This is a genomic window from Pseudomonas sp. B611 (assembly GCF_055407965.1).
The window spans coordinates 78,043-92,878 of the sequence record NZ_JBUZST010000016.1 but is presented as its reverse complement, the minus strand read 5'-3'; the positions used below and the strand labels follow the sequence as shown (position 1 = coordinate 92,878).

General features: G+C 61.6%; 12 protein-coding genes. All 12 read right to left on the bottom strand.

Annotation, left to right across the window (positions count from 1 at the left end; genetic code table 11):
• Nucleotides 1-134 precede the first annotated feature (134 nt).
• The 12 genes from ACZRMO_RS24540 to ACZRMO_RS24485 all read right to left on the bottom strand — a co-directional run bounded on the left by ACZRMO_RS24540 (nucleotide 135) and on the right by ACZRMO_RS24485 (nucleotide 14,822).
• The gene (locus ACZRMO_RS24540) at nucleotides 135-1,187 is read right to left on the bottom strand and encodes an OmpA family protein (RefSeq protein ID WP_463974524.1); all 1,053 of its coding nucleotides are present in this window, start codon (nucleotides 1,185-1,187) and stop codon (nucleotides 135-137) included.
• 10 nt (nucleotides 1,188-1,197) lie between these two features.
• Entirely contained in the window at nucleotides 1,198-1,608 is a 411-nt protein-coding gene (tssE, locus tag ACZRMO_RS24535; RefSeq protein ID WP_463974523.1) for a type VI secretion system baseplate subunit TssE, read from the bottom strand.
• A gap of 3 nt (nucleotides 1,609-1,611) precedes the next feature.
• Entirely contained in the window at nucleotides 1,612-2,139 is a 528-nt protein-coding gene (gene tssJ, locus ACZRMO_RS24530; protein ID WP_463974522.1) for a type VI secretion system lipoprotein TssJ, read from the bottom strand.
• The gene (gene tssG, locus ACZRMO_RS24525) at nucleotides 2,120-3,217 is read right to left on the bottom strand and encodes a type VI secretion system baseplate subunit TssG (protein WP_463974521.1); all 1,098 of its coding nucleotides are present in this window, start codon (nucleotides 3,215-3,217) and stop codon (nucleotides 2,120-2,122) included. The genes tssJ and tssG overlap by 20 nt, the downstream gene beginning before the upstream one ends.
• The gene (tssF, locus tag ACZRMO_RS24520) at nucleotides 3,181-4,950 is read right to left on the bottom strand and encodes a type VI secretion system baseplate subunit TssF (protein ID WP_463974520.1); all 1,770 of its coding nucleotides are present in this window, start codon (nucleotides 4,948-4,950) and stop codon (nucleotides 3,181-3,183) included. The genes tssG and tssF overlap by 37 nt, the downstream gene beginning before the upstream one ends.
• Nucleotides 4,951-4,974: 24 nt before the next feature.
• On the bottom strand, nucleotides 4,975-6,540 hold the full coding sequence (gene tssA / locus ACZRMO_RS24515; RefSeq protein WP_463974519.1) for a type VI secretion system protein TssA: 1,566 nt from the start codon (nucleotides 6,538-6,540) through the stop codon (nucleotides 4,975-4,977).
• Nucleotides 6,537-9,863 carry an ImcF-related family protein gene (locus ACZRMO_RS24510; protein ID WP_463974518.1) on the bottom strand — a complete coding sequence of 1,109 codons (3,327 nt, stop codon included), beginning with the start codon at nucleotides 9,861-9,863 and terminating at the stop codon, nucleotides 6,537-6,539. Before ACZRMO_RS24510 ends, tssA begins: the two co-directional genes overlap by 4 nt.
• Nucleotides 9,850-10,845 (bottom strand): hypothetical protein, encoded by a 996-nt coding sequence (locus ACZRMO_RS24505; protein ID WP_463974545.1) that lies wholly within the window; start codon nucleotides 10,843-10,845, stop codon nucleotides 9,850-9,852. The genes ACZRMO_RS24510 and ACZRMO_RS24505 overlap by 14 nt, the downstream gene beginning before the upstream one ends.
• A gap of 140 nt (nucleotides 10,846-10,985) precedes the next feature.
• Nucleotides 10,986-11,249, bottom strand: coding sequence for a PAAR domain-containing protein (locus ACZRMO_RS24500; RefSeq protein WP_448186795.1), 264 nt, complete (start codon nucleotides 11,247-11,249; stop codon nucleotides 10,986-10,988).
• Complete coding sequence (locus ACZRMO_RS24495; RefSeq protein WP_463974517.1) at nucleotides 11,249-13,600, bottom strand: T6SS phospholipase effector Tle1-like catalytic domain-containing protein; 2,352 nt, start codon at nucleotides 13,598-13,600, stop codon at nucleotides 11,249-11,251. Before ACZRMO_RS24495 ends, ACZRMO_RS24500 begins: the two co-directional genes overlap by 1 nt.
• Nucleotides 13,588-14,106 carry a DUF3304 domain-containing protein gene (locus tag ACZRMO_RS24490; protein ID WP_463974516.1) on the bottom strand — a complete coding sequence of 173 codons (519 nt, stop codon included), beginning with the start codon at nucleotides 14,104-14,106 and terminating at the stop codon, nucleotides 13,588-13,590. The genes ACZRMO_RS24495 and ACZRMO_RS24490 overlap by 13 nt, the downstream gene beginning before the upstream one ends.
• A gap of 197 nt (nucleotides 14,107-14,303) precedes the next feature.
• The gene (locus tag ACZRMO_RS24485; RefSeq protein WP_463974515.1) at nucleotides 14,304-14,822 is read right to left on the bottom strand and encodes a DUF3304 domain-containing protein; all 519 of its coding nucleotides are present in this window, start codon (nucleotides 14,820-14,822) and stop codon (nucleotides 14,304-14,306) included.
• Nucleotides 14,823-14,836: the final 14 nt, after the last annotated feature.

Sequence of the window (14,836 nt, the reverse complement as noted above, 5' to 3'; positions counted from 1 at the left end):
GGGGTATCGATAAAAAATGCGGACGCAGCCGGGTGCCTGAAAGGGCTTCCGGTAGAGGTGAAAAACTAAGGGATTTGGCGGGAGGGTGGTGACATGGGAAGCGGGGACAAGGGGAAATCGGTGCAATGCCGAGGTTATTCGCACGCCCCCACCTGCGGCACCAGTTGGATATCCACACGCCGATTGGCCGCGCGTCCGGCCTCGGTTTGGTTGCTCGCAATCGGTTGGCTCGCGGCCAACCCCTGCACCGCAAAGCAGCTGTCGGCGAGGTCGCCCATGCGTTGCATCCAGTCCCGCACCGCCGCGGCGCGGGCGTGGGACAGGACCAGGTTGTGCTCAAGCGCACCGCTCCCATCGGTATGCCCGGCAATGACGATCAACCAGCCCGGCCGGGCCTTGATGCCGACCAGGGCGTTGATCAGGACCTTGGTCGAGTCGGGCTTCAGGGTTGAGCTGCCGCCTTCGAACAGCGCCAGGCTGTCCAGCCGGATCGGTTCGGGCATCGGGGTTTCAGTCACAGCCTGCGTGTGCCATAGCTGCCATCCCGCCCCCATCGCGATAGCGAGCGCGCCGGCGTACAACCACAAGCCCCGGCGCGGCCTGCACGTGGCCAGGGTGGGCGGTGGCAGAACCATCACCGGCGCCAAGGGTATTTCGCCTGGGGCGGGCGGTGGTTCCAAGCGTTGGCTCATCTGGCTGATGTGCTGCCGCAGCGCCGCCAGTTTCACCAACGGCGCACTGAGCTGAGGAGACAAGCACGCTTGCAAACGCGCCAGTTCGGCGTCCAGTTGCACCAGCACGGCAACGCTTGGCGACGTCACCGCGTGACTGCGCAACAGCAGGTGCAGATGCTCGAACAGCCACTCCAGCAGCCCCACGCGCACCGTGGCCATGGGCGGCCAGACCCGTGACCATTCACCACTCAGCGCCGTGATCAACACCACGCCTTGGAGTGCGCCCTCGGGCCCGTATCGCTGGCCGCGCGCCAGGGTGTAGAAGCACGCGCTATTGAGCTCCACGCCATGTGCCTTGAACAGCGCCAGGCAACCTTGCTCGACTTTTGCCCAGTCCACATCAGGCCGGGCAGGATGGCCGAGCTTCGCCATCTCGGTGTGCACGGCCGTGAATTCAGCGCAGTGGCGTGGGTCGCCACCGACCTGGATATGCATTTCAAACAGTGCCGTCATTCGACCGTCCTTATCGGTTGAGCGTGACTTTGCCCGCTGGCGCCAGGGTGGTGCCGACACTCACGTGCTGCCCGTCTTTCAGCTGCAACTCCATGGCGTATTCAAGATGCCCCGGCAGCACCTGGGGTAGCAGCTCGATGGCGAGCGCCTCCAGGCGCGGTTCGTGCTTGAGCAAGGTGTCGCGCATGATCCCCATCAGGCTGTGGGCCGTGGCGGGCAGGCCTTGCAGGATCAGGCCCATGTCCGGCAGGCCGTAATCGGGTAAATGGCCGAGGGCGCCCGCGCGGCTGTTGAGGATGCGTTGCAGGTTGTCCAGGACGGACAGGCTGTACTGGTCGGCTTCGCTGGCGTGATGCAGGGGCAACTCACCAGCAAAATTTTGCAACAGCAATTCGTACAGGGAGGGGTTGGATTCGCCCATCGGTCAGTCCTCCGCCAATGGGCGCAGGGTCAAGCGGTTATCCGCCAGTTCGATCACCCGTGGCCGGTCAGGGTCCAGGTCGGCGCGGGCCAGTGTCAGGCGCCAGCTGTTTGTGCGGGTATCCGGGCTGCGAAACAGCGCCACCACCGTGACGAACCGTGCCTCTTTGTCCATGGGCACGCTGAGCGGCGCACCCGCTTCGGGCTTGACCACCACCGTGCGTTTGTCCAGCAACGCGCCTGCCAGCAGTTGCGCGTCATCGCCCAGCAAGCGGTCGTAGGTCGCTTGCGCCACGGCGGTGTCGTCACGCAATTGATACACCCGCACCAGGGTCGGCACCGACAAGGCATTCATGTCACCGCCGTCGGTGTTCAGGGCCGTGCGTGCACTGAAATCCAGGTGCAGGGTTTTCACCTGCTTGTAGAAAATCGCCTGGGTGGTAGCGACCGTGCCGTCGGCCACGGTCTGGACCAGCCCACAGCCACCAAGGGGTAGCGCAAGCATCATCAGGCTAAAAAGAGTACGCGACATGCTGACTCTCCCGCTTGCAAGGGTTTATCGACAGGCCCTGGTAGCGGCCCATGTTGATGGTCAGGCACTGCTGCTCTGGCGCTTGCCAGGCATCGGCGCCCAGGCCCAGCACAGCGGTCATGCCCAGCCGGATCGGCGCGTGCCCCAGCACCGGTACCGGCAAGCTGCGCAGCGGCAGGGTCAGTTGCAGCTTCGCCGTGCAGCGCCACCCCAGGTAGACGCGCAACAGCACCAGCAGATCCTTGTGCAACGGGCCCGCTGGCAACCAATCACGCGCTTCCTGCGGGTCGTCGGCGTTGATTTCCAGCCGCAACTGGCTGGTGGCATCGCGGCCAACACGGCCCAGGGGCGCTTGCTGGGTCAGGCGCACCGGACGCTGCGGGCAAAGACTTGCGGGCCACGCCAGCACGATGTCCTGGGGCCAATGCGCGGTGACGTGCACCCCGGTGTTGGGGGCCAGCAACTTGACCAACGCACGGATGCCTTCGGCATTGCGCGTGGGCAGGCGCATCACGCTGAGCAAGGCCAGGAAACGCGAAAGCGGCGTGCCGACCTGTTCGGCTGTGCCGGGAATGCCCAGGCCGATAAGCCCCAGCAGGCACTGCGAGGTCGCATCAACACCCCCCGGCTCAAAGGTGGCCGGGTAGGAGTACTTGCGCCAGATCCGATAGAACTGGGTGAAGATGCGGTGGTTGAACATGTCCAGGAAGGCTTCCAGTGCCTCATGCCCTTCACGGCGTTGGGCAATGTCATCCAGATAGGTGCCCGGCAGCGGTGAATCCACCCCGTACAAGCCAAGCAGGCGGGTGCGCACCGTGGCCGGGCGTTCGGGGTGATCGGCATCCGTTTCAATCCCCCGCAACTCAGCGCCGGGAAAGCCCATGCCGGGGTCGGGCCGAAAGCGCACCGCGTCATCGCCCGGATGCGCGGTACTGCCCAGAGGCGGATGGCCGGGCAAGGCCTGCTCCAGCAACTGGCAAAACCGGTACAGGTTGGCTTCGGCCACCGGCCCGCGCAGCACCTGTAGCAAACCGCTGGCGGTCAGCCGGGAATACGTTGATTGTGGTTCTCGTTCCATCGCAGGCACTTTCCGGTGGGTTGCAGGACCAGCGTGAGCTGGGTGTATAAATGCACATCCGCGTAGAGCGCAAAAAAGCGGTTGAGCATCTCGCCAAACAGGCTGATATCGCCCTCCCCTGAAAAGCCGTTGGCATCCAGGACGATTTCGATATCCACGCCGCGTAGCAGGAAGCCCTTTTCAAAGCGCTGCACCAGGTGATGGCGGACCTCGGCAATTGCCGCCAGGCGTCGCCGATTCAGCTCGCTGCCCGTCCAGTCATAGAGCGCCAGCGTGCCGCGCAGCACTTCGGCGTTGTCGAGCATCGGCAGGAAGTTCGAACCCAGGTGGCTGAGCACCCGCCAGTGGAACCGGTCGCGGTTCGGCGGGTAGCAGGGCATGGTCGGCGCACACAGGTTGCGCACGCGCACGCCGGCCTGGGTGGATTGCACCACGGTGTCGAGCAAGGTGCTTTGCAGGGCCTTGCGGGGCAGTTGGCCGTGGGTGCCGGTCAGGCGCAACGACAGGCTTTTGTGGGCCAGCAAACGGTCCTTGTCGAAGCCCTCGCCGCCGAGGATCAGCCAGGTGTCGTGCAGGCCATTGGGCGCACGCTTGAGGCGCGAATGGAAATACCGCTCGGGCGCTTCGTCGCGCAACATGCCGCCCTTGTGCCGAAAGCTGGTGAACGGTACGTAGTCCTCGCGTTCGGCGTTTTCCGAGACGGTGACCCGATCCACCGAATAGATTTCCGTGTGGCCGTCCTGGATTCGCATGGGACGCAGCAGGTAGTCGGTTTGCAGCGGCGCCAGGGTCAGCGGGTCCGCTTCCAGCGTAAACAGATTGATCACCGGCACGGCGTGCAGGCGGATATGTTCGCTGTTCAGCTCGAACGTCGCTGGCCAAGGCTCGCGCAACACCACTTCAAGCTCGAACCAGGCAATGTCCGGGGCGATCTGCAGTTGCTCCAGCCCGCACAGGGTCACGAACATGAACTTCTCGTGAAAGGCGAAGTACTCCAACAACAACTGGTAACCGCTGAAGGCGCTGTCGCCCTTGGGCCACAACCGGTCCTCATCGGCAAAACCCTTGGGGCTGAAATGCCCCGCCAGCGGTTGACGTTCGGTCTGGCCCGGCCAACGCACATACAACCCGTGGACATTGAGGGTCAACGCCTGGTGCAGCGCGCTGGCCAGCGGCGCGTCGGCGTTGAGGTACAACGGCAGGCAGCTCAGGTCGATCTGGCTCCAGTCGCTTTGCGGCCCACAGGCAAACCGCAGGCGCAGGCGTGAGCGGCCGTCGGCGTCGTAGCCGCGCCCTACGGCCGTCAGGGCCAGTGGCCGCAGGGTCAGGTCCTGGGTGGTGGTGTAACGACACCGGGTGCCCTGCGGCCCAATCGGCTGCGACAGCACTTCAAAGCCCTGGGCGATGGATTCACTGCGCTTCATCTGTTCCAGTTCGGGCACCAGTTCGATCACCGACAGTGACGGAATCGTGCGCAGGTAATGCGGCCATAACAGGCTGACCAGGCCTTCGGTCAGTTCTGGCAGATCGTCGTCGAGCTTTTCCCGCAGGCGCCCCATCAAGAATGCGAAGCCTTCGAACAGGCGCTCCACATAAGGGTCCTGCGCGCCCGGCCGATCCAGGTTGAGTTGCGCCGCACGGTCGGGAAACGCGTCGGCGAACTCCTTGCCTGCCTCGCGCAGGTAGCGCATCTCGGCGTCGAAGTAGCGCAGTGTCAGATTGTCCATGTCCATCGCTATCCTCCTGATTGTTGACGTTTAGCCACACAGCACGGCGGCGCGTACCGGGTCGATGACCACCAGCGCCGCCAGCAAGGCGTCCATCCTGCGGGCCAGGCTGGGTTTGTCGGCGTCGTTGCGCTGGGCTTTGATGCGCAGCAGTTTGAGCAGCCGCGCCTTGACCTCGAAATGCAGCTCGGGCTCCCACTCGGCCAGGGCCTGGCGTTGCGCGGTGGCATCCAGTTCGCCCAGCAGGTGGATGGCCAGGTCGCCCTTGCCGTGTTGCTCGGCGACACGCGCCATCAACAGCCGCAGCAGCCAGCGCTGGCGCCCGGTGTTGATGCCTGGACGCGCCGCCAGCCAGGCCAGGGCCTGGTCCACGCCGTCGCTGTCGGCCTGGGCCAGTGCTTCGCTTTCCAGGGCGAGGATATCGGCGGCGTCCGTCGTTGGCGCGACGGGTGCAACCGGAAGCCAGGCCTGGGGGCGATTGCCGCAGACGTGCTGGGCGATCCACTCGCGGGTGGTCTCATCGGCGAACGGGCTGGCGTCGCTCCAGCGCAGGTCTTCCAACCCCGGCAGGCGCTCCAGGAACATGCCCAGGTCACGCTTGGCAATCTCCGCCCAGCCATCCTGGGGCGGCGGTTGCCGGCTCAGGGCCTGGTACAGGTACCATTGCAGATCGAGCCAGAAATGGTTCACGCCCTCGGCGTAGATCCGCTCGACCTGATCGAGCAGTTCGGTCCAGCCCTGTTGCAGGTACAGGCGCTTGAGCTGGGCGCGATAGTCCGCACGCGGCGGCGCCAGGCGGGTGTTTCCATTGGCCTCTTGCGGGGGCGCCTGGTGCACCGTGTCCCAGCGCAGGCTTTTCATCAGGCGGTGGGCGGCCAGCCAGCCCTGGGGTTGCTCGCGCAGGTAAGCCGCCAAGGCGCGGCCGCTGTCTAGCAGGTCGCGGCCGGAGCGGATCATCGGCGCGGGCGCCGCCGGGCTGGCGCTGTTCTGCGGCACCAGTGCGTCCATGCCACCGGACTGCGCGAGCCGGGCGGTCAACGCCGCATAGAGCGGGCCCAGTGCCGGGCGCTGCGCCTGCGGCCACGCACTCACGCCCCGCTCCAGCCAGGCCAGCGCCGCGGCGGTACGGCTGGCCTCGGCCTTGACCACTTCCGGGTACAGCAACAGCGTGTCCAGCACCTTGGCGCTGGCCAGCCATTCCAGTGCCAACTTGCGGCTGTTGGCGCGCACGGGCAACACCTCGGCGCCGAAGCGTTCCACCAGGGCCGCCAGCAGACACAGACCGTCGGCCAGCCCGGCTTCGCCGTCCTGCTGCAAGCGCGCCCACAAGTAGTACGTGGCCACACGCAGGTCCTTGCAATGGTGGAGCAACAAGTTCTGCGCCAGCTCGACAACCTGTTCGGCGTCCGCCCCCGAGAGCTTGTTGACCTCTTCGCGCATGTGTTGGAAGTCGTCGTTATAGGCCGGGTCTTCGCCAACGGCGCAGTCAGCGTTGATCGGCAACAACCAGGGCTGCCAACGGCCTGCCTCGGCCCGGGCAATGGACAACGCGTCAGCCTCACCCAGGCAGCGATCGATCAGGTTTTGCAGGCTCATGGCACGCTCCAGTTTTGCGCATAGGGCGTGTCCATCCCTTGCTCGCCGAGAAATATCTGCCGGGGCAGTTTGAACCCTCGCAACTTGAGCAATGCCAACGGCCCTGCCTCAAGCTCGGTGCGCAGATGCCAGACCAGGTTCAAGCCATCCGGCGCCTTGAGCACCACGCGGTAGCGGCTGTCGACATCGTCCAGCGGCGTGACCTGGGCTTTTTCCAACAGGCGCAACAGGCCCCAGGTGCCGGGATAATCGCCGAACAAGCGTTCGCCGGTATGCACGCTGGTCCAGCTCAGGCTCGCGCCGGGATAGTCACCGCGCCCCGGCCAGTTGAAGCGCTGCCAGCTCTCTTTTTGGTTGAAATAGTCATGTGTCTCGCCATTGAGGATAAAGCGGGTTTGCACCACATCGCGCACCGGCTTGCCTTGCAGCTCAAAGCGCAGGCCCATGCCGCCATCGGTGTAGAGCACGTCGGCCAGTTCGCTGAGCTGGTTGATCGCACTGAGGAACTGCGGGTTGAAACGCAGGCCCTGGCTGTGGCGCGGATCGGCTAGCCAGCGCTTGCCCTCTTTGCGTAACACGCCGCCCAATTGCTGCTGCAAGAACTGTTCGATGCGCCCGGAATCCGCGCGGATCATCTGCCCCAGCATGGGCAAGGATGCATCGCTGGCGGTGGCCGCAAACGGATAGCGGCTGGCAAAAGCGCTGTCCCAATGCTTGACGATGGAGCGTTGCCACTGGCCGTTGAGCCCGGCAGCCGAGGGTTGCAGCACACGCTGCCAGGCTTGCTCAAGCGGCTGCACAAACACGGTTTGCGCCACGCCGCCCCACTGCGCACCCAGGCTGGCGGCCAGCAGGCTGCCGTAGGACTGGGTGTCGGTGAGGTCGATGCTGCGGCCCTGAAACACGCTTTGGGCCAACGTTTGGGTCATTTTCAGTGGGTCGGGGGCGGTGCTGACTTGTTGCAGTTTCAGGCGTACCCGGGTCACGCGGGTAAGGAAGGTTTGCAGACTCAGGCCGTCATCGTTGCGCTTGTCGAGCAGTGCCAGGAGCGGGCCGAAGGTTGTGTCCAGCGGGCTGCCGGGGACATCGGCCATTTGGTCGATCCGCGGCGCGTTGTCCTGCCCGATCAGCTTTTGTGCGGACTTCACCAATGAGTCAGCCAACGCCTGGGTTCGCGCGCCCGCCTGCCCCTGGTAAGCGAGGGTGTTCATCAACGCAATCAGCGGCGACTGGCGCACATCGCTCATCAGCGTCAACTGGTCGATCACCTCATCAAGACTGCCCGCCGCCTGCCAGCGCAGGCTGTTGAGCATGTCCAGCCAGGCGCTGGCGTAGTCCTGGAAGTAACGCTCGGTGAGACGCTCGCGCAGTTGCGCCGGGCTCAGCCGGGAGTCGAGGTCAGCGGGGTGATCACTGAGCACCCAGTCAATCTCCTCACGCCGCGCCTCGGCGATCCTGTCGATGGCATCGCGCACCTGCCCTTCCCAAGCCTGGCGGGTGAACACGCCGGGCACGCTGGCGTCGGTGGCGAACAGCGCGAAGGCCTCGGTGTCGCCCACCAATTGGCGCAGGCCCAGGGCGGGATACTGATGGGCGGTATCATCTAGGACTTGCTGGTAAAGGCTGGCCTCGGCGTTGCGTTGGCCCAGCTGGCGCAGCAAAAGTTGCCGGACTTGCGCAACCAGGCGAGGGTCGAGCGGAATGCGCCAGGATGGGTTGGCGGGCAGGTGCTCGGCATAGAACGGGCGCAGGCCGGGCGGCATGCCTGGGCGTGCGGGTTCAAGTGCATTGAGGGTTTTGAGCAAGAATGTGGCGTCGGTTTTTTCGGGGCGCGCCATCATCAGGTAGGCCTTGAGTTGGGCGTAGGCGTCCTTTGTCCGCCCGGGGTTGTCCGGTGCCAGTTTGAGCAGCGCAGTGAGCTGCTGCTGCAGGATGGCGGCCAAGGGATCGCGGATCAGGCGGTTGTTGGCTTCGACGTAATGGGGCCAGAGGGTTTCCAGCAGTGGTTGATTTTGATCGAGGCCGAAACGTTGATACCACGGCGTGCCGTGGGCGGCTCGGTAGTCCAGGCGGGCTAGCTCGTGGACCAGATCGTTGAGGGCCGGTAGTTGGGCATCGCCTTGGGGAATGCTTTGCAGGGCGTGGAGAACGGTTTGTACGCGGGTGATCTGCGTACGGTTGTAGGTGAAGGACAGGAGCAGGCCTGCGGTCCACAGTAGCGTCAGGGATAGGGTCAGGGTGTAGGCGATTCGGGTGGCGCTCCAACCCAGTCGGCGCTTGACGGGTTTGTCGCTGAAAACGCCTTGCCAGGCGTTGTCCATCTCGAAGCTGCTCCCGGTAGGCGGCAACGGCGGGCTGAACCACAGGCCGCGCAACGGCACGCCTCGGAAAAATACGCCGAGCAGCGGGGTCAGGGCGTGGCGCCAACGGGCAATGCCTTCGGCCTGCAAGTCCCGGGACAGGCGGAGGAGGAAGTCATGATGAGAAACATCCTGCATCTGCGCCAGGCCGGCGCTACGCAGAGGGTCGATCAGGTTTTCCAGGCTGCTTGCCAATACCTCGGGGGTGAGGCGTGGCGGAAGGAGGCAGCCGATGGGTTGGCGATTGCGGGTGGGTTGGGGAAATGGGGGGGTGGTGATTTGCCAGAGGTGTAGGGGGAGGTGCCAGCGTAGGGCACTGGCCAGGGCCTGTAAGTGGCGACTGCCGGTGCCCATAACCGCCGCATCCGTGCATTGCTCCTTGCTCACAGCCCAGACCACGCCCTCCAGCGCACACCTGCGGGACAGCCACCGCCACTCTGCAACCAAGGACTCGCCCCATGGATTTTCAGGGCTACCAGCCCACAGCAATACGGTATTTTCCCCTTCAAGCCAATCTTCCAGGCTAAGGCCAGGAGCAACGGCTGCGATCTGTGCCGGATCACCCACTACCAGGAACAGGCGGACCTTGCGATACCAGAGGAACCCGTAGCGCTTGCGCAAATGGCTATGCAACTTACGCGACCATTGTTGATCCGTCGACGGGGTTCCAAGGCTTGGCGACGAGGCCTGCACTGGAGTAATCGCCTCAATGACTCGCTGCACACGGCGAACAGCCAGAACGTCCCAGCCCAGCAGAATCAACGGGCAGAGCCAACACAATGCCAACCATAGGCCGATGCCCCACACGATCAATTGCTTGGCCGACAATCGTGGCCAGCCAAAATAGTCGCCCCCTAACCCGTACAACAGGCACCCCAGCATCACCAGCAGCATTGCCACCAACAGGTAGACCCACACCGCGCCCAACAGTCTGGGCTTAAGCTCATCGTTAACTGTCGCCATAAGGCACCGCCATTCCAATAGCCAATCGTTTGTTTCCATCCTGACTGAGCCAACCACATGCCTGCCCTGACTCCCCTGCCCCCAACAACGCGAGGGACATACCGATGAAAGGTGCAAGGTTCGTCAGCACACCCCATTGCCCGGCCAGCAGATGTTCACCGGCCAACCAACCACCTTCTACAAAAGCCTCTTGGCTGGCCTTATCCAGCGACAAACACGTTGGCGGCGGCGCATCCAGCCCAGCGCTTCGCTGTAGTCGGGCACAGAGTGCTGACGGCAACTCGGTCACCTCTTTCATCAGGTACTCACCACGATGCAACGCCTGTTGCCCCTGGCGGCTGATACGCCACAAAAAAGCCGCTTCACCGGGCTGTTCAGTCCCCTCAGCGCTCTCGACCGACATCACGCCGGCGCACAACATCCAATCGAGTTCGTTGCGGCAGTCGCGATGAAAGGCGTCAAACAAGTCATCCAGATCGGCCAAGTCACGCATGGGCAAGAAGGTCTCGGCGATTGTTTTCACCCCACCATGGGCCAGCGTTTGCAGGAACGCCTTGTAGCTACAGGCATCTCCTGCCCAAGCGACGGCGCGTAATTGCGGCCAACAGTCACCAAGACCTGGGTGTGCAAGGCATTGACGAGCCAGGTGGCGGGCCAGCGATGAGCCACGTGTATTGATCTCGCTCAATGACAATGGGCAGCGCAACATGGGTTGCGTGGCGCCGACGGGGATCAATGGCTCGGACGGCGGAGCGTCGACCATCAGGCGTCTGTAATGGGTTTGCTCATCTCCCGCGGGTCCCAATAGCAACACCTCTGCCACAGGCAAACGCAGGCACCGCCACTGCCACCAATGTTGTGTCGCAACATCTTGCGCGCGGCGATACGTGGCGTGGCCGAACATGCCGATCTGCCACGTCAGAAAACGAAGCGCTAAGGCCAGAGCCCAACACAAGGGCAATACAGCACTCCACAACCACAGTTCCAAGCGCGGCTGTTCATTCGGCACTAGCGTCAGCAGGACAGCCGACTGCAAGCTCACCAACAACAGCAAAGCACCCCACCAGCGGCGCAACCGGGGTTCGCTCGGTTCGATTGCCTCAGGATATTGCGGTGGGGCGCTCACGGCGCCACAACCATAAACGCAGTGGCCAACGTGCTCACCACCTGACAGCCACAGGCGCAACGGTGCCCATCCAAAGCCACCGGTTTACCGTCGATAGTTGAACCTGAGGCGCCTTCGGCAATGCGCGTCAAACCATGTAGCGTGCAGCGAGCTTGGTCACCCACACAGGCCACCGCTTTGCCAAACGCCTCGTAGTGCCCTTCCAGCACTTCACCGCCGAAGGGCCGCAACGGATCCCCAATACGCACGATTGGCAACATCAGGCTACCCCCCTTCCAGGTTCGAAAAGACTGCCCGCCGCTCGCAACATGGCGCTGGTCTGCTCAATGCGCTGCCTCAAGTCATCCTGGACAATCTGTTGCTTCAATTCGCCCGCTACCTGGCCGATATGCGTGGTGGGCTGCAGCACTTTCTCGGCATCCGGCAGGAACGGCACCACAACACCCCGCGCCTTGTCGATGACCTGATAGCCAATAGTCGCGCCACCGATTCCAACAGCCAATCCACCCAGCCCACCCACTGCACCTTTGCGCTTGATGCCATATGCCGTCGCGCCAGCGATCATCGCAATACCCAGCACCCGACCGGCCACCACCACAGGCGACAGCGCGCGGCTGTTGTCGTTGCCAAAATAGGTCATGCGGTAGAAGAAATAGCCTGCCCACAGCTCGCGCGTATCAAGCGCGTCGTGCATGAACCACGCGCGTGAATCGTGTATCTGGTCATCGAACAGCGCGACCAACTGCGCCATCTGCGGGTCCGCGCTGGGTGTGCCGTGGGCATCGCGGAACAGTTGCCGGCTGCGCCGCTCACCTGCGGCCCTGAGCGTCGCGTGATCCTGGGCTTCATCATCCGAGTTGAGCAGGTAGATCGCGTCGCGCAGCACCACGTCGGTGAGCGTGCCAACCCAGCTGGTTTGCTCGCGTTTGCGGCCAAGGTAGTCGCTCTTGAATTCAGCTGCAGCCTGGCTGAGCTGGGTCTGGTCGATCTGCGGTTCGTAGATCGGCGGGCCAGGGTAATTCGTGGCGGCTTCGGGCGTTCGCAAGCGCAGGTCGGCGAGGTCTTTTTTATGTTGTTCATAGGCCTTGAGTTGTTCACTGGCTTGGTGAGGCGTGGCTTCCACCGCCTGCCTGAAGAATGGCTGATGCTTGTAGCTGTCGTTGGTGCCGTCGCGATCATTGGCGTAACGACCGATGCGCCAGCCGGTGATCCAGGCGAGTTGGTCGGCCAACACGGCTTCGACGGGGGTGTTAAGGCGCAGGGGTTGGTAGAGCTCGGGGGAATCGGGGATGGGCTCGTCGGCGGGGATGCCGGGTAGGGTTTTTCGCCAGGTGTTGAAGCGTTCGACTAGCTGCTCGCTAAGCCCAAACTCTCCATCTGTCGTGGAACTCATTACCCGCCAGGCCCTCTGCGGCTGTAAGGTTTTCGGTAACACCTCCTCCGGTACTTGCAAGGGTGCACCAATAGCAAAAGCCGAGGCATACAGATCATGCAAAACGATCTGCGACACCAATTCCTGGGTGCTACCGCGCGCCTTGCCCTGATCGTTCTGCGGATAACCGCCACCGACATCAGAATGAACCCCGGGGTACACCACTTCATAGGTGTTGTCGGGATATTGGCCGTCCTCGTTACGGATTGAATCCAACGGGAAGCAAGAGCGCTGCTCGAACGCCGCAACAAAGTGCCGACAACACTTGACCAGGCCCGGAAAACGCTGGGCATCCGGGAGCAGTTGGGTGTCATCTGCCCAATCCATATGCCCGGCAAAAAAAGGGGCCGCATGGGCAATGCCTACCGAAGCGACCGTATCCAGCACCCCGAGAAACTCAACACTGACGGGAAGAGCAATCAGGCTCTGCGTCGGCCTTTCGGCCCCCGGCGGGGTATCGAACAGTTCACTCAACCACGTGACGAACGTGCGCGCCTGCGCGGCGCCCCGGGAGAAGCCATATACATACAATTTGATACCCAGCACGCGAGGCCTGGCTCTCCCCGTGAGGTCTTGCAATGGGTTGAGCAGTTTGTTCATTGTGCGCCGACGATTGCCCTTGCCCATTGCAATCATCAGAGGGGCTTTCCAGGTGCTCATGGACTCGACGTAGCGCTTGGCAACAGGATCAAGTATTCGATTTTTAGTCAGCGCAAAGGTGAGTGCACTGGCCAGCTGCACCAAAGCCCAATTGATGCGGTCTTCGCCTCCAGAGGCATACTTCAATCCGCCCGCGCTGTAATCCAGCTCTCCGATCTCTGGAAATGCAGTACCAACGCCAGGCATGTAATAAGAAAAATAACCACGTCTTTCTGCTTGCTCGCCTCTCAACGATGCATGAAAAAGCTTTGCTATGTTGCTTGGATGATTTTTCTTGCTGTCGTTATCATCATTGTTATTGGTGCCATCGAAGAACAGACTGATATGTAGGCTATGGCAGCACTCAGAATGCTGTTTGCGCCCATCGCTGTTAGTCGACTGGCGAAAGCGCTTCTCTTCCGCAGTCTGCAGCTCATAATTTTCGACCACTTTCAACGTGTCGCGCGGCAAGCGACCTGCGATCGGAAAATTTGATGGAGCCCAAACGTTGTTTTTTGAAATCATAGTTACTCCGGGCATACGGTAGGCTCCTGCATATCATCGAGATCTTTAATAGGATAATTAGGTGAGCTCGGAGCCCAACACGACGTAGTGACTTTTACTTTATTGCATACCAAAAAATGAACACTTAACCCACAGCGCTCTATTCCTGGCCACTCGGGTATATCTACGATGGTGCTGTGACGCCGAAAATTTTCTACATGCTGGCGCCATGCATCTTCGTCATAACCATACCCAGTTTTTTTCCGTTTTATTTTTGCATAGGGTTCAGGATCAACCTCCCACTCAATGGCAGCCTTTAAACCAGGTCGCCATACAGCCGGCATAACAATGCAACACGACCGCCCGCCTCCGCCATCTGCCCGATAACCATTCACAGACAGCCAGTTAATCGCTCCCGTAGTGTGGTTAATCGCCTGTATGTTACCCGCGACCATTTCAGTGCTACTCGAAGAGCAACCGAGCATCAACAACCCTAGCAAACTATATATGCCATACCCCAATAACGTTTTTAAAACCTGCATAATCACCTCCCTTCACCACGCTGTAATTTCACCGCCACATCAAGCGTATTAACCCATCCCTCCAAGGGGACACTTTCGTGGGCCCGCCACATAAAAAACAAATTCCCGGACTCGACTTTCAAACCGACTTATAACCCCTTGGAGTCGCCGAACCGCAAATGAAAATCCTGGCACATTTTGCACTTTAGTCCGTGAACTCACGTTGACTTCTCGCATACGGCAGGCTCCTGCATATCGTCTGGATCTTTGATAGGATAATTTGGTGAGCTAGGAGCCCAACACGAGTTGGTAACTTTGACTTTCTTACACACCAGAAAGTGAATTTTTAATGCGCAACGCTCTTTCCCTGGCCATTCAGGAATATCAACCACAATACTATGGCTCACGTAGTTTTTGGCATGTCTTTCATACGCCTGACGAAACTCAATAGATGTCACAGATGGCATTTTCGCAGTTGGATTAGGATCAACCTCCCACTCAATGGCAGCCTTTAAACCAGGTCGCCATACAGCCGGCATAATAATGCAACACGACCGCCCACCACCTCCATGCGCGCGATAACCATTCACCGAAAACCAATTAATCGCTCCCGTGGTATGGTTAATCGCTTGTATGTTACCCGCCACCATCTCAGGACTATTCCCAGAGCAACCCAACATTGTTAGGCCAACACCACCCCACACAACTAGCATCACCAACCGAATGAATAGTTTCATAACTTTCAGCTCCT

Coding starts and splice junctions, on each gene's coding strand:
- tssA (WP_463974519.1), bottom strand. CDS start 6,540: ATGAGCCTGCAAAACCTGATCGATCGCTGCCTGGGTGAGGCTGACGCG.
- tssJ (WP_463974522.1), bottom strand. CDS start 2,139: ATGTCGCGTACTCTTTTTAGCCTGATGATGCTTGCGCTACCCCTTGGT.
- ACZRMO_RS24500 (WP_448186795.1), bottom strand. CDS start 11,249: ATGTTGCCAATCGTGCGTATTGGGGATCCGTTGCGGCCCTTCGGCGGT.
- ACZRMO_RS24510 (WP_463974518.1), bottom strand. CDS start 9,863: ATGGCGACAGTTAACGATGAGCTTAAGCCCAGACTGTTGGGCGCGGTG.
- tssF (WP_463974520.1), bottom strand. CDS start 4,950: ATGGACATGGACAATCTGACACTGCGCTACTTCGACGCCGAGATGCGC.
- tssG (WP_463974521.1), bottom strand. CDS start 3,217: ATGGAACGAGAACCACAATCAACGTATTCCCGGCTGACCGCCAGCGGT.
- ACZRMO_RS24540 (WP_463974524.1), bottom strand. CDS start 1,187: ATGACGGCACTGTTTGAAATGCATATCCAGGTCGGTGGCGACCCACGC.
- ACZRMO_RS24485 (WP_463974515.1), bottom strand. CDS start 14,822: ATGAAACTATTCATTCGGTTGGTGATGCTAGTTGTGTGGGGTGGTGTT.
- tssE (WP_463974523.1), bottom strand. CDS start 1,608: ATGGGCGAATCCAACCCCTCCCTGTACGAATTGCTGTTGCAAAATTTT.
- ACZRMO_RS24495 (WP_463974517.1), bottom strand. CDS start 13,600: ATGCCCGGAGTAACTATGATTTCAAAAAACAACGTTTGGGCTCCATCA.
- ACZRMO_RS24490 (WP_463974516.1), bottom strand. CDS start 14,106: ATGCAGGTTTTAAAAACGTTATTGGGGTATGGCATATATAGTTTGCTA.